Source organism: Orbaceae bacterium lpD01 (assembly GCA_036251705.1).
GTDB classification, from domain to species: Bacteria; Pseudomonadota; Gammaproteobacteria; order Enterobacterales; family Orbaceae; genus Utexia; species Utexia brackfieldae.
The window spans coordinates 581,601-601,895 of sequence record CP133959.1 but is presented as its reverse complement, the minus strand read 5'-3'; the positions used below and the strand labels follow the sequence as shown (position 1 = coordinate 601,895).

Genomic DNA, 20,295 nt, shown 5'->3' with positions numbered 1-20,295 from the left:
GTGACAAGCATTAAAGATTAGGAGGCGAAGAAAGTTAAGCGACTGGTGCTGATAGGCAGATTCGAACTGCCGGCCTCACCCTTACCAAGGGTGCGCTCTACCAACTGAGCTATATCAGCATTGGAGCGGGCAGCGGGAATCGAACCCGCATCATCAGCTTGGAAGGCTGAGGTAATAGCCATTATACGATGCCCGCTAGATCAAACTCGGCTACTAAAAATGCTTCTATAGATTAGATAAACGTACATACTGAACAATAATTTAAATTTGTTTGCACGACACTGTAGGATTAGGTGAATTGAGAAAACTCTTTGATATCCTTTTCCTAACTATCTAATATTATACACCATATATTTAAATATCAAATGGTGGTGGGGGAAGGATTCGAACCTTCGAAGTGTGACACGGCAGATTTACAGTCTGCTCCCTTTGGCCGCTCGGGAACCCCACCCCGATAATTCAAATTTTAGTACTTAGGATTAAATGGTGCCGGCTGCCGGAATCGAACTGGCGACCTACTGATTACAAGTCAGTTGCTCTACCTACTGAGCTAAGCCGGCCTAAGTGCTGCGCATTGTAGACCAGATTCCCACACCTTGGCAAGCCCTAATTTTAAATTTTAATTTGTTTGATTAAAAAAAATCCATAAAATCTATTTTTCAAGCGGTACATATGATTAGGCATAGTATAAAAAGATAGCTAAAATAAAAATAACACATTTAATTACAACAACTTAACCAATACATGTTTGATTAAATAAAAAATCAGTGGATATTGGTTTTAATTTTCATTAACTGCATTAATTTCACACAATTTTTTAGAAATAAAAGGTCATTATCTCAATAAAAAATAACATGATATTGTTTATTAAAAATCAAATGCTCACTTTTCACTCAAAAATATCGAATAAATATTCATAGTTGGGGGGCTAAATTGCCATAAAATTATTAGTTATCCCCTCCTCTCATCCTAAGTACGTTGAAATAGACTCGTTAAAACTATGCTTATGACATTATTTAAGATAGACATAGCCAACAAAATAATAGGGAATGTGGTATTCAGTACTCATCAATAAGCGCAACTCTCTAATCATCCATGATCTGGAACTCTTTTTATTATGACGAGGTTGGGATTAAGGTGTGATTGACTATTTTCAGGCATAAAAAAATCCTATCGTCTTCACGATAGGATTTCATTAATATCGTCTAAGTACTGGCTTATTTCTTTTTAGCTGTACTTTTAACAGGTTTTACTTGATCAACGACACCATCTTTATATGGACGACCATAGTATGAGTCTAAATAGATCTGTTTTAACTCAGCAATCAGAGGATAACGCGGATTCGCACCAGTACATTGGTCATCAAAGGCATTAACCGCTAATTCATCAACCGCCGCAAGGAACGCTTGCTCATCAACACCCGCCTCTTTTATAGAAGTTGGGATATTGATTTCCGCTTTAAGCGTCTCGATCCATTGAATCAATTTCTCCACTTTCAACTCATTCGAGTCAGATTTTGAAGTTAAATCTAGATGATCAGCAATTTCGGCATAACGTTTAATAGCTTGAGGATAACCATATTGGCTAAACGTAGCCTGTTTAGTTGGTTTATCAGTTGCATTAAAACGAATAACATTCGTTAATAATAATGCATTGGCTAAACCATGTGGTACATGGAAAGCCGCCCCAAGCTTATGCGCCATTGAGTGACAAATGCCTAAAAATGCTTGTGAAAATGCGATACCTGCGATAGTTGCCGCATTATGCACTTTCTCACGCGCAACAGGATTTTTCGCCCCTTCATTATAACTTGCTGGTAAGTACTCTTTTAACAATTTAAGCGAATTTAATGCTTGTCCATCAGAGTATTCGTTGGCCAGCACTGATACATAAGCCTCAGTTGCATGCGTGACCGCATCAATCCCACCAAATGCACATAAAGACTTCGGCATTCCCATCACTAAATTAGCATCGACAATCGCCATATTAGGCGTTAATTCATAATCTGCCAACGCATATTTTTGATGCGTCTCATCATCGGTCACAATCGTAAATGGTGTGACTTCAGAGCCAGTACCAGAGGTGGTTGTCACACAGACTAATTGCGCTTTGACACCTAATTTAGGGAAGCCACACACACGTTTACGGATATCCATAAAACGCAATGCCAGTTCAGAAAATTCGACTTCTGGATGCTCATAGATAACCCACATCAATTTGGCCGCATCCATCGCCGAACCACCACCAACAGCAATGATCGTATCAGGTTGGAAATCAGCTAATAGTGCAGCGCCTTTATTGACAACACTTAATGTCGGATCGGCTTCAACATCAAAGAAAACCTGTGTTAACACACCACCTTTTTCAAGTTGATCGACAATCGGTTTGGTATAACCATTACTAAATAAGAATTTATCAGTCACGATTAGGACTTTTTTCGCACCATTATCAATGATTTCATTTAATGCAATTGGTAAACAACCACGACGGAAGTAAATTGATTTAGGAAGTTTGTGCCACAACATATTTTCAGCTCTCTTCGCAACAGTTTTTTTGTTAATTAAGTGTTTTGGTCCAACATTTTCAGAAACGGAGTTGTTTCCCCAAGAACCACAACCTAATGTTAACGACGGTGATAAATTAAAGTTATAAAGATCACCGATACCACCATGAGAAGAAGGCTGATTAATTAAAATTCGACAAGTTTTCATACGACTACCAAAATAACCAACGCGATCTTTATGATTATCTTGATCAGTGTAGAGTACAGAAGTATGGCCAATACCGCCCATTGCGACAAGTTTTTCCGCTTTTGCGACCGCGTCGTTAAAGTCTTTTGCTCGGAACATTCCTAAAGTTGGCGATAATTTTTCATGAGCAAATGGCTCAGAAATATCGACATTAGCCGCTTCACCAACTAATACTTTCGCAGCAGCTGGAACGGTAAAGCCAGCGAGCTGTGCAATTTTCGCGGCAGACTGTCCAACGATATTGGCATTGACTGCACCTTTATCATTTAAGATAATTGATGCAACAGCCTTTGTCTCTTTTGGATCGAGCACATAAGCGCCGTATTCAATAAGTAGATCACGCACTTGATTATAGACTTTGTCAACCACAACAATTGCTTGTTCTGAAGCACAAATCATCCCATTATCGAAGGTTTTTGACATCAGCACTGAAGCAACAGCACGACGTAAGTCCGCAGTTTCATCAATAACGACAGGGGTATTCCCTGCCCCCACACCAATGGCCGGTTTACCCGAACTATAAGCGGCTTTAACCATACCAGGACCACCCGTTGCCAGAATCGTCGTCACGTCAGGATGGTGCATCAGCTCATTGGATAATTCAATCGTTGGCTCATCAATCCAGCCAATGATATCTTTGGGCGCACCAGCAGCAACAGCGGCATCTAAAACTAATTTAGCTGCAGCATTAGTACAGTTTTTTGCTCGTGGATGTGGAGAAAAGATAATTGCATTACGCGTTTTAAGACTAATTAATGATTTGAAAATGGCGGTTGAAGTTGGGTTCGTCGTTGGCACAATCCCACAAATGATACCTAACGGTTCAGCGATAATCATCGTACCAAACTGTTCATTCTCATCAAGGACGCCGCACGTCTTCTCATCTTTATATTTATTATAAATATACTCTGAAGCATAGAGGTTTTTTATCACCTTATCTTCAACAATACCCATACCTGATTCAGCTACTGCTTGCTGTGCCAATGGAATACGAGCAGCAGCAGCGGCTACTGACGCAGCTCTGAAAATTTTATCAACTTGTTCTTGTGTATAAGTTGCATAAATTTCCTGTGCTTTTTTGACTCGAGCGACTAAATCATTTAACTCACGACTATTGGTTACTGCCATAGAACATCTCCTGAATTTTAAAATTTAAAGTTTAAAAACGGAACGCCTTGGACATGTTTTACATGTTAATTTTATTTTTATTTTGAGTTATTTAAAGCGAATGGCATTATCGTAAAGGACTTTTACAAAGTATTCAATAAGTATGTATATCATAAGCACAAATTTCAACTAGCGCTAATTGCCTAGTTACATTATATTATTCAGCAGCTATTTGTAACTTTTTGAGTTTATTAAGATTTTCATGAGGATCATTAAAAATGAGAGAAAATATTGATGGCCATACACTCCTGATCGGTCTGATGGCCTATCCTATTCGTCATAGTCTGTCACCTAAGATGCAAAATATTGTTTATAGTAAATTAAATATCCCTTATGTTTACCTTGCCTTTGAAGTCACTGCTGAAAAATTGCCTGATGCGATTAAAGGTATGCGTGCACTAGGCATGCGTGGCTCGGCTGTTTCTATGCCTAATAAACAGCTGGTTTGTCGGTATTTAGATAAGCTCACGCCTGCGGTAGAATTAATTGGTGCTTGTAATACCATTTCAAATGATGACGGAGTATTAACCGGCTATAATACCGATGGCATGGGCTATATGCGTTCACTAAAAGAAGCCGGTATTGACGTGATTGGTAAAAAAATGACCTTACTGGGTGCCGGTGGCGCGGCTACAGCGATTGCGGTGCAAGCTGCATTAGATGGCGTTAAAGAGATCGCTATATTTAATAAAAAAGATGATTTTTATCCTAAAGCTCAGGAGATCGCTGAACGTATCAATCAAAAAACCAACTGTAAGGTGAAACTATTTGATCTTGATGACAGCCAGGCACTTCGTCGAGAGATTGCGGAAAGTTATCTACTCAATAACGGTACCAGTGTTGGCATGAAACCGTTAGAAGGTCAAAGCATCATAACCGATACATCGATGTTTCATTCTAACTTAGTCGTTACCGACTGTATTTATATGCCAAGAAAGACAAAGTTTCTTGAACTGGCCGAAAGTCAGGGATGTCGGATCTTAAATGGGATCGGCATGATGTTATGGCAAGGTGCTGCTCAAATTAAGATTTGGACCGGCCAAGAAACACCAATTGATTATGTCAAAGAAAAAATGGGATTTAACGATTAGTTGGCGTGATACCGCCAGCTTTATGCCCTAAGTATCACAATAAAGTATAATAGATAAATATGGCAATTCGTATCTTCATTAAAATAATATGATTGGCTGACAGAGAGATCAGCTGAGTGCAAAACAGGGATAACAGATGAAAACTATCACAATTAAAGGATTAGAGATCGGCAAGGGCGCACCAAAAATCATTGTGCCGATTGTCGGAAAAACCGAAAAAGCGATATTAGATGAAGCACAATTATTAACGACAATTGATTTTGATGTGCTGGAGTGGCGAGTTGATCATTTTCACGAAGTCGACAATATTGATAGCGTAAAAAAGATCGCCGAAAAACTCACACAAGTATTGCCGAACAAACCCATTTTATTCACCTTTCGTTCCGCCAAAGAGGGGGGCGAAAAGAGTGTAAGTATTGATTTTTATGTCAAACTCAATAAAGCGTTAGCGGCAAGTGGTTTTGTCGACCTTATCGATGTAGAAATATTTACCGGTGATACGTTCGTCAAAGAGATGATTGAGACAGCCCATGCACATCACGTTTCGGTTATCGCCTCAAATCATGATTTTGATAAAACACCAGAAAAAGACGATATTGTTGGGCGTCTGCGTAAAATGCAGACGTTGGGGGCGGATATTCCCAAGATTGCCGTCATGCCTCAATCAACCAGCGATGTGCTCACTTTGCTTGCGGCAACCGCTGAGATGGCAGAAAAGTATGCGGACAGACCGATTATTACCATGTCGATGGCCGGATTAGGCGGAATTAGCCGTATCGCAGGAGAAACATTCGGATCAGCAATGACTTTCGGCGCGGCTAAAACAGCCTCAGCACCAGGTCAGCTAGATATTAAAGCATTACGTCAAATCTTGACGACCTTACATAAAAGCGCAGCGCAATAATCACCGTTCAACACGCAGTGGCAAAACGTCACTGCGTGGTTTGAATAAATAATCCTTACTCATTGGCTAATTTATCTAAAATACGCGCAACGGCGACAAATCCAAAGGTTGCCGTTACCGTGGTAATAGCGCCAAAACCGGAAGCACAATCCATTTTTTTAGTTCCATCGGCCTGTTTTTTATCAAAACAAACACCACCATCTTGCTGAGGATAAGTGAGTTGCTCTGTCGAAAATACACAGCTAATACCATACTTACCTTTGCTGTCTTTTTTTAGTCCATGTTGATTTTTCAAACGTTCACGTACTTTAGCTGCTAAAGGATCTTGAACGGTTTTGGCCAAATCAGCGATCTTAATTTGCGTTGGGTCTTTTTGACCACCTGCCCCACCAATCGTTATTAGTTTAATTTTATTTCTTTTACAATAGGCAATTAATGCGGCTTTATCTTTTACGCTATCAATAGCATCAAGTACATAGTCAAAATGGCGCTCATTTTTTGTCCCTAGGTATTCAACCATATTCTCTGGATTGATAAAATCATCGATAACTTCAACGTAACATTCCGGATTAATCAGCTTAATCCGCTGCGCCATCGCTTCCGTTTTTTGTGATCCAATCTCATTGTGTAAAGCATGAATTTGTCGATTGGTATTAGTCAGGCAGATATCATCCATATCGATAAGCGTTAAACGACCAATGCCACTACGGGCTAAGGCCTCTGCTGCCCAAGAACCAACCCCGCCTAGACCAATCACACAAACATGAGATGTTGAAAATTTAAGCAGCGAATTTTCGCCATATAATCGCGCAATACCACTAAATCGGCGGTAATAAGCCTCTGAAAATGAATGCATAAAGTAACTTTACCTCTGACAAGATGTCTCGACATTAAGATGACTATTTTTAGCGGGCTGAATAAGCCACACTCGACCATAATGATTATAAAATCCGGCTAGCTCACCAGCCTCATGACCAATACCTTGGTATATATCCAGGTGATGACCCTTAATCGCCCCACCAACATCAAGTGCCGTCATTAATCGCAGCTCTCTTTGTCCATTAAACACACCCTTTTCATTCAATAACGGCACTTCAACCAATAAAACTGATCCTGACGGTATCAAACTGCGATCCGAAGCGACTGCCGCTTTTGCTACCAATGGGATACCAGATGCGCCAATCACCGGAGCTGAAAATTTCGGTACAAAAAAGACAAAAGATTCATTTTGTTGTAACAAATTAAGAATGATGTCTGGACGCTGTTTTTCGGCCCACCCTTTAATCGCTTGCATGGAAATCTTTTTCTTGGGAATTTCGCCCTGTTCAACTAGTAGACGACCAATACTTTGATAAGCACGATTATTTTTACCGGCATAGCTAAAAAAGACTAATGGCTCACCATTTTCAAAATCGATATAACCACTCCCTTGTACTTCCATAATAAAGTTATCTATTAAGGAACTGGTATAGGCTAATTCCAAGCCCTGTCCGGCTAACGCACCTTGATATATCTCGGCTCTTGACGGTAATTGCGCACCACCATTCACAGGTTTAGCATATAATGGGTAACGAAACGTATCATCAGGCTTGTGACGTGCTTTTAAGACCGGCGTGTAATATCCGGTCAGATGAGTATTCCCCCAATTATCCTGCCCGGCAAGTTCATAAGTTGTCAAACCAACTTGGTTTAAATGCGTCTGTTCAGGATTCTGTTTAAGCCATTGTGCGATGGCTAAATAAATCTCATGATATTGACAATAAAGCGAAGGTGAGGTGGCTTTGATTAAGGCAATCTGTTTTTGATAATCACTGATATTCACCGGCGTGACAGGGAATAATTGTACTGGATTGAGCGGCTGCGAAAATTGCTCATCACCATACTGCTGCCCCTGCACCGTTGCGTGATGACTACATCCGGCAGCAAGTAAAATCAAAATCGTCAATATAAAACGCAAAAACCATGTTGATGTCATTATTACTTTTCCACCCATCTTAGATAGAATATCTGATTAATAAAAAAAACCTGAAGATTTCTAAAAATAATCATAAAAAATGAAATATTTTCATAAATTACAGAAATTAATGTGCAGAGTATAAACGAAATATAAGAAAGCACCATTAACAAAATCATTTCAATAAATAACTTTCATATAAACATGATGAAAAACGGTTGCACTCCTGTTCTATTCTATTTATATTCTCACCCCTAACACTAAAAAATAGAAAAAGCGCATTATTCAGTAAAAAGGTATCGACTCTTATGAACTCGCCAGTTAATCAATCATCGGCAGAAAACAAAAAGCTTAAACGCAATCTATCCAGTCGTCATATTCAACTTATTGCTATTAGTGGGGCAATAGGGACAGGCTTATTTATGGGGTCAGGTAAAACAATTAGTTTAGCGGGTCCTTCAATCATCTTTGTCTATATGATTATCGGGTTTATGCTTTTCTTTGTTATGCGTGCAATGGGCGAAATACTATTATCCAACCTTAACTACAAATCTTTTAGTGACTTTGCCGCTGATCTGTTAGGTCCATGGGCTGGTTTTTTTACTGGCTGGACTTATTGGTTTTGTTGGGTTATCACCGGCATTGCAGATGTCATTGCAATTGCCGGTTATACTGAATATTGGTTTCCTGAAATAAAAGCATTAAGCCTGCAATGGCTCCCCATGCTACTGTGTATTTTTACCTTAGTTGCACTGAATCTACTCACGGTAAAAATGTTTGGCGAAACTGAGTTTTGGTTCTCGATGATAAAAATCGTCGCGATTCTCGCATTAATCGCTACCGGAATTGTGATGTTACTGATCCATTTTAAATCGCCTGTCAGCGGAACCGTCGCCTCAATCACCAATATTTGGGAGTATGGCGGTATGTTTCCTAAGGGATTAATTGGTTTCTTTGCCGGTTTTCAAATCGCTATTTTTGCTTTTGTGGGTATTGAACTGGTCGGCACAACGGCAGCAGAAACCAAGGATCCTGAGAAAAATTTACCTCGCGCCATTAATTCAATTCCGGTTCGAATCATCTTTTTCTATGTTTTTGCGCTGATCACCATCATGAGTGTGACACCTTGGAAAGATATTATTCCGGAAAAGAGTCCGTTTGTTGAGTTATTTGCGCTAGCCGGTTTACCCGCTGCGGCCAGCATCATTAATTTTGTTGTGCTGACATCGGCAACCTCATCAGCCAATAGTGGTATCTATTCAACCAGTCGCATGTTATTTGGTTTAGCCAAAGAATCCGATGCGCCGCGTCTGTTTAGTAAATTATCTAAACGCGCGGTACCCGCTAATGGGCTGATCTTCTCTTGTTTATGTTTATTAAGTGGTGTGATACTCATCTACTGTATTCCAAACGTAATGACCGCATTTACTATTGTAACCACCATATCAGCTATCTTATTTATGTTTGTTTGGTCAATCATTCTCTTGTCTTATTTGGCTTATCGCAAAAAACGGGCACATTTACATGCGCAATCTAGCTTTAAAATGCCAGGTGGACGAATCATGTGTTGGGTCTGCTTAGGATTCTTTGCGGCTGTGATAGTACTATTAACTTTTGAAACTGATACACTTCACGCACTAATTGCAACGCCAGTGTGGTTTATTATTCTAGGACTAGGTTATTTGATTCGTCGTCAGAAACAAAAGTGCGCTAAATTCAATAAATTGACGAAATAGTCTTTCGTTTTGACTATCTAATTCAATTGGTCGCAAACAGATTAAGTACGCTGTTTGCGACTAAAATATGATTCCATTATCCTTCAATGACAGAGACCTGGCTCAATAAACATACGCCGACGATTTCTCACCAACACTAAGCATAAAATTTTGCTAAAAATCCCCGACAATCTGATATAGTAATGATCACGATTGCGACTAAAATAGTAAACGCAACTACAATTAATTACCTTTTATTCTTAGGCAAATCCAATGGCTTATACACTAACTTATAATGATTTATCTGAAAACGTCCAAGATTGGCAAGGATTACCACTATCATTAAGTGGCTGTGAGGTGATGCCATTAGATTATAATGCAGGGAAAACTGGTTGGATTTTATATGGTAAAAACCTGACTAAAACGGTACTTTCAGCTTTTCAGACCCAACTTGGTATGCCGATGGTGATTGTCTCATCGTGGAAAATAAAAAACTTACCGATAATACGTATTGCCGGATCGATGCCCAAAAAAGCCTGTCATATTGCCGAGCAAGTCGGTATTGATATCGCCTCAATTGACCAATTACCTTCCCTTCGCTCAGCCGGTTTGCTGGTCATGGACATGGACTCTACAGCGCTGACCATCGAATGCATTGATGAAATAGCCAAACAATTTGGTGTGGGCGATCAAGTATCCAAAGTGACCGAGCAAGCGATGCGAGGTGAAATCGATTTTAGTACCAGTTTGCGCAAGCGCGTCGCCAGTTTAGCCGGTGCGGATATTGCGATTTTAGAAGATATTCGTCAAAACTTACCGCTAACACCCGGCCTGAGTTTTTTAATCAAACAACTACAACAATACAACTGGCAAATCGCGATTGTCTCCGGTGGTTTTACCTATTTTGCTGACCACTTGAAAAACACCTTTAATTTAAGTGAAGTTCATGCAAATCAACTCGTCATTAATAAAGGTAAATTATCCGGCCGTGTTAAAGGCCAGATTGTAGATGCAAAATATAAAGCGAAAGCACTACAAACTATCGCAAGCAATCTAGAAATTCCAATGAGCCAAACGGTGGCTATTGGTGATGGAGCTAACGATCTCAAAATGTTAAAAGTAGCCGGATTGGGGGTCGCTTATCGCGCCAAACCTAAAGTGGTTGAAAAAGCCAAAACAGCGATAAAATTCGCTAATTTAACCGGTCTGTACTGCATTTTATCAGCGAGTTTAGATAGTGAAGGTTAAGAGGATAAAGGAGTCAATGTGGCAAAATCAGTAAAACGTGCTTTTGTTTGTAATGAATGTGGGGCAGATTTTCCTCGCTGGCAAGGGCAATGTAGCGAATGTCATGCATGGAATTCAATCACCGAAGTCCGGCTTGCTGCAGCCAACAGCAAAAGTGACCGTCTTTCAGGTTATGCGGGTAGCGTAATCGGTCAGTCGAAGATTCAAAAATTATCCGAAGTCAGTTTAAAAGAGTTACCGCGATTTTCAACCGGTTTTTCTGAGTTTGATCGGGTTCTTGGCGGTGGCGTTGTACCAGGCAGTGCCATTCTTATCGGCGGTAATCCTGGTGCCGGTAAAAGTACGCTGCTGCTACAAACACTGAGCAAGATTTCAGTATCAATGAAAACCCTTTATGTCACGGGTGAAGAGTCGTTACAGCAAGTTGCGATGCGTGCGCATCGTTTAAGTTTAGCAACCGATAACTTAAATATGCTGTCTGAAACCAGTATTGAGCAAATCTGTCATATTGCCGAACAAGAGCAGCCAAAACTGATCGTGATTGATTCTATCCAGGTCATGCATATGGCTGATATTCAGTCATCACCCGGTAGTGTGGCCCAAGTGAGAGAGACAGCAGCTTACTTAACTCGCTTTGCCAAAACGCATGGTATTGCCATCATTATGGTCGGTCACGTAACCAAAGATGGTTCGCTGGCTGGTCCCAAAGTGCTTGAACACTGTATCGACTGTTCGGTATTATTAGATGGTGATGCCGACTCGCGCTATCGAACGCTGCGCAGTCATAAGAATCGTTTTGGCGCAGTGAATGAGCTAGGCGTTTTTGCCATGACAGAGCAAGGATTACGTGAAGTCAGTAATCCATCAGCGATATTTTTAAGCCGTGGCGATGAGCTAACCGCCGGTAGTTCAGTCATGGTATTATGGGAAGGAACAAGACCATTATTAGTCGAGATTCAAGCTTTAGTCGATCACTCTATGCTCGGTAATCCACGCCGCGTCGCGGTGGGATTAGAGCAAAATAGATTAGCCCTATTACTGGCCGTACTCCATCGCCATGGTGGTGTACAAATGGCCGATCAGGATGTATTTGTGAATGTTGTTGGTGGTGTAAAAGTGACCGAAACAAGCGTTGATTTGGCGCTATTACTCGCACTGGTTTCCAGTTTCCGCAATCGCCCTATTCCTCACGATTTGGTTATTTTTGGTGAAATCGGCCTTGGCGGCGAAATAAGACCAGTACCTAGCGGACAAGAGAGAATTTCTGAGGCCGCAAAACATGGTTTTAAACGCGCTATCGTACCGATTGCCAATCAGCCGAAAAAGAATATTGCCAATATGCAAGTTTACGGTGTAAAAAAACTCGCTGAGGCATTAGATATATTAAATGAGATAAACACGTAGTTTAATCTTAAGCTATCGAAATTAAAAAGCGCGTACTTACAACTACACGCTTTTCAAACCATCCTATTCATAGGTGAGTAATCACTCACGGTTTTAATCAACATCATATCGATTTTAGGTCATCTCAGCTTAGAATACCGATTTTAGTCCGCAATATTAGTGCCAATTGATTTTATCTAAGCAGTTTAAAATTCAACCAGTTTCCAGAGCAGCATTAAAACAAAAATGCCACATCAAAGCGTTTGAGTATATACTAACAGTTAAGCTTTATTATTTGAGAGTCTTCCTTATGCCTATATCAGAAATGAATTATCAGTTACTTAATAACACCTTAAAATTACAACAGATTGGTTTAACTGCCGCCGAATTACATGGCTTTATTTCGGGATTATTAGCGGGCGGAAATCGCGATGAAACCTGGCGGGTTTTATTGGCAGATATGATCAATGATGGCCAGCCCATCACGGGGGATTTAGCCTCTCAGATCAATAAACTGCATGATGATATTAATCAGCAACTCAATGAGTCTGAATTTGAATTTCAGCTATTGCTGGATGAACAGAACATCTTTATGCAAATTGATAGCTTAGTCGGATGGGTTAATCATTTTTTACTTGGACTAGGATTAGTGCAACCACAGTTAGCGAAAGTAAAAAATGATGTGGGTGAAGCAATCAGTGATCTCAGGCAAATTGCACTACTTGGGTATGAAGAGGATGAGGATCCGCAGGAACTTGGTTTTGCTTTTGAAGAAGTGCATGAATACGTCAGAATGGCAACGATACTGTGTCATGATGAATTTGCTGGCGTAAAGGTCTCTTCAACATTACATTAATATTGATGTCGTTGATTATTTAACGAACGACGCATTGTCGAATTATCATGATAGGTTAAAAATGAAAGCAGAAATTATTAGACGTAGACACCATTTTGCAGAAAAAATGTTAACCAATAGTATCGCGATTTTTTTTTCTGCTCCAGAACAAACCCGTAGTAATGACACGCACTATCCATATCGCCAAAACAGTAATTTTTGGTATTTAACACTATTTAATGAACCTGAATCTGCTTTAGTTCTAATCAAAAATAAATCAGAGCAAGTCACCACGATTTTATTCAATCGTCAAAAAGATGTGATGGCTGAGGTATGGACAGGTTATCGACTTGGTCAGGCGCAAGCGATAACGCAATTAGCAATAGATCAGGCCTTTATTTTCGATGAGATCGCACAAAAACTACCTGAGTTAGTCGCTGGCAAACAAGCTATTTATCACGCTGATCAGCAGTATCAATATGCGGATAATATCATTCAACAAGTCATATCTGTTGTAAGAAAATCCTCTAAATACAACTACCAAGCACCAGATATGATGATTGACTGGCGGCCTGCATTACATGAAATGCGGTTATTTAAATCTGCAACAGAAATTGTAATGATGAAACAAGCTGGCAAGATAAGTGCACTTGGACATATCGATGCAATGAAAAGCTGTCGTGCGGGTCTGTTTGAATATCAACTTGAAGCAGTCATTTTACATACCTTTGCGATGCACGGTGCTCGCTGGCCAGCTTATAATTCGATTGTCGGTAGTGGTAATAATGCCTGTATTTTACATTATGAGAATAATAGTGCCCAATTAAAAGATGGCGACCTCGTCTTAATTGATGCCGGATGTGAATATGAGAATTATGCTGGTGATATTTCCAGAACGTTTCCAGTGAATGGTAAATTTAGTCCAGCCCAGCGTGAAATCTATGATCTGGTTTTAAGCGTCCAATATTATGCGATTGAAAATTTGGTTGCTGGTAATACTATAAAAGCGGTCAATGAGCAGGTAATAAAAATCATGGTCAAAGGACTGATTAAGCTGGGAATTCTACAAGGCGATGTTGATCAATTAATCGAAGAGAAAGCTTATTTGCAATTCTATATGCATGGTTTAGGTCACTGGTTAGGTCTAGATGTTCATGATGTTGGCAATGGCCCGATTCCAAGCCGAGAACGCGTACTTGAACCGGGCATGGTATTGACAGTTGAGCCCGGATTATATATTGATAAAGAGGCAAATGTGCCATCACAATATCGTGGTATTGGTATTCGTATTGAAGATAATATTCTCATTACAAGCCAAGGTAATCAAATATTAACTCAAGATGTACCTAAAGATCCCGATGAAATTGAAGCTCTGATGATAAAAAAATAATCCGTATCATAAATAGCTAACGATATTTATCCTCGTTAGCTATTGTCCAAACTAACTGATTTATCCCGATTAAAAACGATAGTCACCGTCAAATCCTTGGCTTCAATAGGTTGATAGGTCCATAAACGCATAGCTTTTCTAACCGCTTGATCAAATATATTACTAGGCTTAGCTTCAATAATACGAATATTGGTTACTTTTCCGACTTTATCAATATCAAATTGAACGGTAACACTTCCCTCGATTCTGAGATCTAATGCACGACGTGGATAGTCAGGATCAGGACGGTTAATGGGGGCTGGTACCCGCGAGTACTGCTTACTCTCCGACACAATAGGTGATATCGCTTGTTCGGCGTGATTGGGTGCGTTGATCTCCTGACGGGACTGAGGCTTAGTGGCAGATTTAGTCTGTTTTGGTTTAGGCTTCTGAGGGATAATCTGTTCTGGTTTAGACTCAATATCGGTATGTTTTGGAGGCTCCGCCTCTTCAACAGACTCCGGTTCGGGGTCATTAGCTGTTGTCGTCTCTTCTTCCTGATCTTTTTCATCAGTTACTGTTTTTTGTGTATTTTCAACCGAGGACATTTCAGGTGCGGCAACCTGAGACAAGTCAATCATGACCGCCTTGATACCTAAATCGCCTTGCTCGCCAACAATATCGTCTCTAAACAGGTTGGAATAAAATAAAACCGCCACAACGACTAAATGGCAAAAGATAGAGACGCCAATCGCAGTAAGTAAACCAATCTTAATTCTTCTTTTATTAACTATCTTATTCATTTTTTTATTAAGTGGAGAAATTTATCTCTATTCTAAATGAAAATGAATATCGTTTAAATAAAAAATCGTCAAATATCTTCATTAAGAAACAATTGATCTTGCTGATATTCAACGTTTATAATGAGGTTAACACCAGCAAATATAAGCTGCCACCGTTTATTGGAAAGTCCATGAGTGAATTATCAATTGATCAAATTGTAGAATTAGTTTCTCCCGAGCTGCTCAAAGTCAATGATGTTATAAATGCCCAGCTAAGTTCAGATGTCATGCTCATCAATCAGCTTGGTAATTATATTATCCAAAGTGGCGGTAAACGGTTACGTCCAGTGATTACCATACTCGTTGCTCAGGCACTAGGTTATCAAGGTGATAAACATATTACTGCAGCAGCTTTTATTGAATTCATTCATACTGCAACGCTACTACATGATGATGTGGTCGATGAATCATCACTACGCAGAGGAAAATCAACGGCAAATGCGCTATTTGGCAATGCTGCCAGTGTTTTAGTCGGTGATTATATCTATACACGATCTTTTCAAATGATGACCAGTATTGGCTCTTTTGAAATTCTGGATATCATGTCCAGTGCTACAAATGTGATTGCAGAGGGTGAAGTTCAACAATTAATGAACTGTAACGATCCAACTATCAGCAAAGAGCAATATCTAGAAGTTATTTACCGAAAAACGGCGCGATTATTTGAAGCAGCCTCTCATACCGCGGCGATTATTGCAGGTACGACAAAAGAGCAAGAGCATGCACTACAGCTATATGGTCGTTATGTGGGTACCGCTTTCCAAATTATTGATGACTTATTAGACTATAGTGCCAAAGATGCCGAGAGTTTAGGTAAAAATTTAGGTGATGATCTGAATGAAGGTAAACCGACGATTCCACTTTTACATGCCATGCATCATGCTAAACCAGATGATGCACAGATGATTAGGAAAGCGATAGAAGAGGGAAATGGCCGCCATTTACTCAATAAAGTTTTAACGATTATGCATGAATGTGGTTCATTAGAATTTACCTATCAAATGGCACAACAAGAAGTTGAAAAAGCATTAGAAACTATCCGTATTTTACCTGAGTCAATTTATAAAAAGGCCCTAATCAGTTTAGCTGAACTGTCTATTCAACGAGAAAAATAAGAATATCCTCATTAAAAAAAGGCTCCAGTCATATGGGGCTTTTTTTACTAAATTCAAAACTATTGTGAATTATAAAATAACTCAGCGTGTAAATTACTTAATAAATTAAAATAGCCTGTTAGTTGGTTTAAAATAAGATATAAAAAATAAGCTGGATTAGGATTTTATAACCGCAGTAAAACTCTATAAATCAACAGGTTATATATATCGATGCAGTAAACCTCTCCCCATACAGCCCTGCCACTTTATTTTATCCACATACAACAAAGCCCAGTATCTTACTGGGCTCTGTTTGGATATTTATCAGTCTGGCGGTGTCCTACTCTCACATGGGGGGACCCCACACTACCATCGGCGCTACGGCGTTTCACTGCTGAGTTCGGCATGGGATCAGGTGGGACCACCGCGCTATTGTCGCCAGACATATTCTGTCATCACTGCGTCAACTATTCGCTATATCATTAGCACTTGCGCATAACCCATTTTGGACTGGGTTTAATCTTATCTTTTCTCTGCATATAACAAAGCCCAGTATCTCACTGGGCTTTATCACTTTAATTAAAGTCTGGCGGTGTCCTACTCTCACATGGGGGAACCCCACACTACCATCGGCGCTACGGCGTTTCACTTCTGAGTTCGGCATGGGGTCAGGTGGGACCACCGCGCTATTACCGCCAGACATATTCTGTTTGCTCTTCAATCATTAAAAACAAGCTTACTTCAAAACTTTCACGAATCATAAAACAACTCAGAGTTGTAAGGTTAAGACCTCGGTTCATTAGTATTGGTTAGCTCAATGCATCACTGCACTTACACACCCAACCTATCTACGTCCTAGTCTCGAACGGACCTTACTGATTCTCATCATGGGAGAACTCATCTCCGGGCTAGTTTCGCACTTAGATGCTTTCAGCGCTTATCTATTCCGCACGTAGCTACCGGGCAATGCCATTGGCATGACAACCCGAACACCAGCGGTGCGTTCACTTCGGTCCTCTCGTACTAGAAGCAAACCCCGTCAATTCTCCTGCGCCCATGGCAGATAGGGACCGAACTGTCTCACGACGTTCTAAACCCAGCTCGCGTACCACTTTAAACGGCGAACAGCCGTACCCTTGGGACCTACTTCAGCCCCAGGATGTGATGAGCCGACATCGAGGTGCCAAACACCGCCGTCGATATGAACTCTTGGGCGGTATCAGCCTGTTATCCCCGGAGTACCTTTTATCCGTTGAGCGATGGCCCTTCCATTCAGAACCACCGGATCACTATGACCTACTTTCGTACCTGCTCGAACCGTCGCTCTCGCAGTCAAGCTAGCTTATGCCATTGCACTAACCTCCTGATGTCCGACCAGGATTAGCTAACCTTCGTGCTCCTCCGTTACTCTTTGGGAGGAGACCGCCCCAGTCAAACTACCCACCAGACAGTGTCCGCAATCCCGATTAGGGACCTACGTTAGAACATCAAACATTAAAGGGTGGTATTTCAAGGTCGGCTCCACGCGAACTGGCGTCCACGCTTCATTGCCTCCCACCTATCCTACACATTAAGGCTCAATGTTCACTGTCAAGCTATAGTAAAGGTTCACGGGGTCTTTCCGTCTTGCCACGGGTACACCGCATCTTCACGGCGATTTCAATTTCACTGAGTCTCGGGTGGAGACAGCCTGGCCATCATTACGCCATTCGTGCAGGTCGGAACTTACCCGACAAGGAATTTCGCTACCTTAGGACCGTTATAGTTACGGCCGCCGTTTACTGGGGCTTCGATCAAGAGCTTCGCTTACGCTAACCCCATCAATTAACCTTCCAGCACCGGGCAGGCGTCACACCCTATACGTCCACTTTCGTGTTTGCAGAGTGCTGTGTTTTTATTAAACAGTTGCAGCCAGCTGGTATCTTCGACTGACTTCACCTACGTCCGCGTGGGATTTCAATTACCATCAGCGTGCCTTCTCCCGAAGTTACGGCACCATTTTGCCTAGTTCCTTCACCCGAGTTCTCTCAAGCGCCTGAGTATTCTCTACCTGACCACCTGTGTCGGTTTGGGGTACGATTACATATGACCTGAAGCTTAGAGGCTTTTCCTGGAAGCAGGGCATCAGTTACTTCACAACCTTAGTTGCTCGTCATCACACCTCAGCGTCTTAGTGACCGGATTTGCCTAATCACACGCCTACATGCTTAACCCATCATCCAATAGATGGTAAACCTAGCCTTCTCCGTCCCCCCATCGCAGTCACACATAGTACGGGAATATTAACCCGTTTCCCATCGACTACGCCTTTCGGCCTCGCCTTAGGGGTCGACTCACCCTGCCCCGATTAACGTTGGACAGGAACCCTTGGTCTTCCGGCGTGCGGGTTTTTCACCCGCATTATCGTTACTTATGTCAGCATTCGCACTTCTGATACCTCCAGCAGACTTCTCAATCCACCTTCTACGGCTTACAGAACGCTCCCCTACCCAATATGTTATTCACACATTGCCGCAGCTTCGGTGCATAGTTTAGCCCCGTTACATCTTCCGCGCAGGCCGACTCGACTAGTGAGCTATTACGCTTTCTTTAAATGATGGCTGCTTCTAAGCCAACATCCTAGCTGTCTAAGCCTTCCCACTTCGTTTCCCACTTAACTATGACTTTGGGACCTTAGCTGGCGGTCTGGGTTGTTTCCCTCTTCACGACGGACGTTAGCACCCGCCGTGTGTCTCCCACGCTCTACTCATCGGTATTCGGAGTTTGCATCGGGTTGGTAAGTCGGGATGACCCCCTAGCCGAAACAGTGCTCTACCCCCAATGGTAATACGTGAGGCGCTACCTAAATAGCTTTCGGGGAGAACCAGCTATCTCCCGGTTTGATTGGCCTTTCACCCCCAGCCACAAGTCATCCGCTAATTTTTCAACATTAGTCGGTTCGGTCCTCCAGTTAGTGTTACCCAACCTTCAACCTGCCCATGGCTAGATCACCGGGTTTCGGGTCTATACCCTGCAACTTAACGCCCAGTTAAGACTCGGTTTCCCTTCGGCTCCCCTATTCGGTTAACCTTGCTACAGAATATAAGTCGCTGACCCATTATACAAAAGGTACGCAGTCACACATACTAGTACATGCTCCCACTGCTTGTACGTACACGGTTTCAGGTTCTATTTCACTCCCCTCGCCGGGGTTCTTTTCGCCTTTCCCTCACGGTACTAGTTCACTATCGGTCAATCAGGAGTATTTAGCCTTGGAGGATGGTCCCCCCATATTCAGACAGGATACCACGTGTCCCGCCCTACTCTTCAAGCTTCCACGCAATGGCTTTCGTGTACGGGATTATCACCCTCTATGATCGGACCTTCCAGACCGTTCCACTAACTCATTACGCTACCCGCTTTGGGCTCCTCCCATTTCGCTCGCCGCTACTTTGGGAATCTCGGTTGATTTCTTTTCCTCGGGGTACTTAGATGTTTCAGTTCTCCCGGTTTGCCTCATTAACCTATTTATTCAGTTAATGATAGTGCACAAGTGCACTGGGTTTCCCCATTCGGACATCAACGGCTATTACGCCTTTTATCGGCTCACCGTCGCTTTTCGCAGATTAACACGTCCTTCATCGCCTCTGATTGCCTAGGCATCCACCGTGTACGCTTAATTTCTTAACCTTACAACTCTTAGTTGTCTCAGTTTTTTTCGCTTTCCTCAAACCCTTAGCTATGCCATACAGCATGCCGCAGATCCGAGAACTCGTTTCTTTCAGCTTGTTCCTAATTTTTAAAGAGCTATATTCATCAGTACACCTTAATGCACTTATCAATATTTTTTCATAGTTTAGTCATGGCGTCCCCTAGGGGATTCGAACCCCTGTTACCGCCGTGAAAGGGCGATGTCCTAGGCCTCTAGACGAAGGGGACTAAACTATTTCTATTTTCAAACAAA

The 20,295-nt window shown here is 41.5% G+C and carries 12 protein-coding genes, 5 tRNA genes and 3 rRNA genes; 8 read left to right on the top strand and 12 right to left on the bottom strand.

Features of this window, described 5'->3' with window-relative positions:
* Positions 1 to 43: 43 nt before the first annotated feature.
* The 5 genes from RHO15_02735 to adhE form a co-directional block, all read right to left on the bottom strand.
* Positions 44 to 119, bottom strand: a tRNA-Thr gene (locus RHO15_02735).
* A gap of 2 nt (positions 120 to 121) precedes the next feature.
* Positions 122 to 196, bottom strand: a tRNA-Gly gene (locus tag RHO15_02730).
* A gap of 170 nt (positions 197 to 366) precedes the next feature.
* Positions 367 to 451, bottom strand: a tRNA-Tyr gene (locus tag RHO15_02725).
* 33 nt (positions 452 to 484) lie between these two features.
* Positions 485 to 560: transfer RNA gene (locus tag RHO15_02720), tRNA-Thr, on the bottom strand.
* Between the two features lie 657 nt (positions 561 to 1,217).
* Entirely contained in the window at positions 1,218 to 3,878 is a 2,661-nt protein-coding gene (gene adhE, locus RHO15_02715) for a bifunctional acetaldehyde-CoA/alcohol dehydrogenase (protein WVD64446.1), read from the bottom strand.
* A 257-nt stretch (positions 3,879 to 4,135) separates the two neighbouring features.
* Here adhE and RHO15_02710 point away from each other — a divergent pair, with 257 nt between their 5' ends.
* Together RHO15_02710 and aroD are read left to right on the top strand one after the other, a co-directional pair.
* Positions 4,136 to 5,008: a shikimate dehydrogenase gene (locus RHO15_02710; GenBank protein WVD64445.1), complete on the top strand. Its 873-nt coding sequence runs from the start codon at positions 4,136 to 4,138 to the stop codon at positions 5,006 to 5,008.
* A 136-nt stretch (positions 5,009 to 5,144) separates the two neighbouring features.
* Positions 5,145 to 5,912 (top strand): type I 3-dehydroquinate dehydratase, encoded by a 768-nt coding sequence (gene aroD / locus RHO15_02705; GenBank protein WVD64444.1) that lies wholly within the window; start codon positions 5,145 to 5,147, stop codon positions 5,910 to 5,912.
* Between the two features lie 55 nt (positions 5,913 to 5,967).
* Here the strand turns inward: aroD and tcdA are convergent, their stop codons facing one another.
* Together tcdA and mltA are read right to left on the bottom strand one after the other, a co-directional pair.
* Complete coding sequence (gene tcdA, locus RHO15_02700) at positions 5,968 to 6,768, bottom strand: tRNA cyclic N6-threonylcarbamoyladenosine(37) synthase TcdA (GenBank protein ID WVD64443.1); 801 nt, start codon at positions 6,766 to 6,768, stop codon at positions 5,968 to 5,970.
* 9 nt (positions 6,769 to 6,777) lie between these two features.
* Positions 6,778 to 7,887: a murein transglycosylase A gene (gene mltA / locus RHO15_02695; GenBank protein ID WVD64442.1), complete on the bottom strand. Its 1,110-nt coding sequence runs from the start codon at positions 7,885 to 7,887 to the stop codon at positions 6,778 to 6,780.
* Between the two features lie 287 nt (positions 7,888 to 8,174).
* Between mltA and cycA the strand changes: the two genes are divergently transcribed.
* The 5 genes from cycA (at position 8,175) to pepP (ending at position 14,437) form a co-directional block, all read left to right on the top strand.
* Entirely contained in the window at positions 8,175 to 9,602 is a 1,428-nt protein-coding gene (gene cycA, locus RHO15_02690) for a D-serine/D-alanine/glycine transporter (protein ID WVD64441.1), read from the top strand.
* 252 nt (positions 9,603 to 9,854) lie between these two features.
* Positions 9,855 to 10,829, top strand: a complete 975-nt coding sequence (gene serB / locus RHO15_02685; GenBank protein WVD64440.1) for a phosphoserine phosphatase — start codon at positions 9,855 to 9,857, stop codon at positions 10,827 to 10,829.
* Between the two features lie 18 nt (positions 10,830 to 10,847).
* Entirely contained in the window at positions 10,848 to 12,233 is a 1,386-nt protein-coding gene (radA, locus tag RHO15_02680; GenBank protein WVD64439.1) for a DNA repair protein RadA, read from the top strand.
* A gap of 289 nt (positions 12,234 to 12,522) precedes the next feature.
* Positions 12,523 to 13,068 (top strand): UPF0149 family protein, encoded by a 546-nt coding sequence (locus RHO15_02675; protein WVD64438.1) that lies wholly within the window; start codon positions 12,523 to 12,525, stop codon positions 13,066 to 13,068.
* Between the two features lie 61 nt (positions 13,069 to 13,129).
* Positions 13,130 to 14,437 carry a Xaa-Pro aminopeptidase gene (gene pepP, locus RHO15_02670; GenBank protein ID WVD64437.1) on the top strand — a complete coding sequence of 436 codons (1,308 nt, stop codon included), beginning with the start codon at positions 13,130 to 13,132 and terminating at the stop codon, positions 14,435 to 14,437.
* A 35-nt stretch (positions 14,438 to 14,472) separates the two neighbouring features.
* On the opposite strand, the gene RHO15_02665 is transcribed toward pepP, so the two are convergent.
* The gene (locus RHO15_02665) at positions 14,473 to 15,219 is read right to left on the bottom strand and encodes a TonB family protein (protein WVD64436.1); all 747 of its coding nucleotides are present in this window, start codon (positions 15,217 to 15,219) and stop codon (positions 14,473 to 14,475) included.
* Between the two features lie 170 nt (positions 15,220 to 15,389).
* Here RHO15_02665 and ispB point away from each other — a divergent pair, with 170 nt between their 5' ends.
* Positions 15,390 to 16,373, top strand: coding sequence for an octaprenyl diphosphate synthase (ispB, locus tag RHO15_02660; protein ID WVD64435.1), 984 nt, complete (start codon positions 15,390 to 15,392; stop codon positions 16,371 to 16,373).
* A 306-nt stretch (positions 16,374 to 16,679) separates the two neighbouring features.
* Here the strand turns inward: ispB and rrf (RHO15_02655) are convergent.
* From rrf (RHO15_02655) to RHO15_02640, 4 genes are all read right to left on the bottom strand, one after another.
* Positions 16,680 to 16,795, bottom strand: a 5S ribosomal RNA gene (gene rrf, locus RHO15_02655).
* 141 nt (positions 16,796 to 16,936) lie between these two features.
* Positions 16,937 to 17,052 (bottom strand): 5S ribosomal RNA (gene rrf / locus RHO15_02650).
* A gap of 79 nt (positions 17,053 to 17,131) precedes the next feature.
* Positions 17,132 to 20,021: ribosomal RNA gene (locus tag RHO15_02645) — 23S ribosomal RNA — on the bottom strand.
* 173 nt (positions 20,022 to 20,194) lie between these two features.
* Positions 20,195 to 20,270, bottom strand: a tRNA-Glu gene (locus RHO15_02640).
* Positions 20,271 to 20,295: the final 25 nt, after the last annotated feature.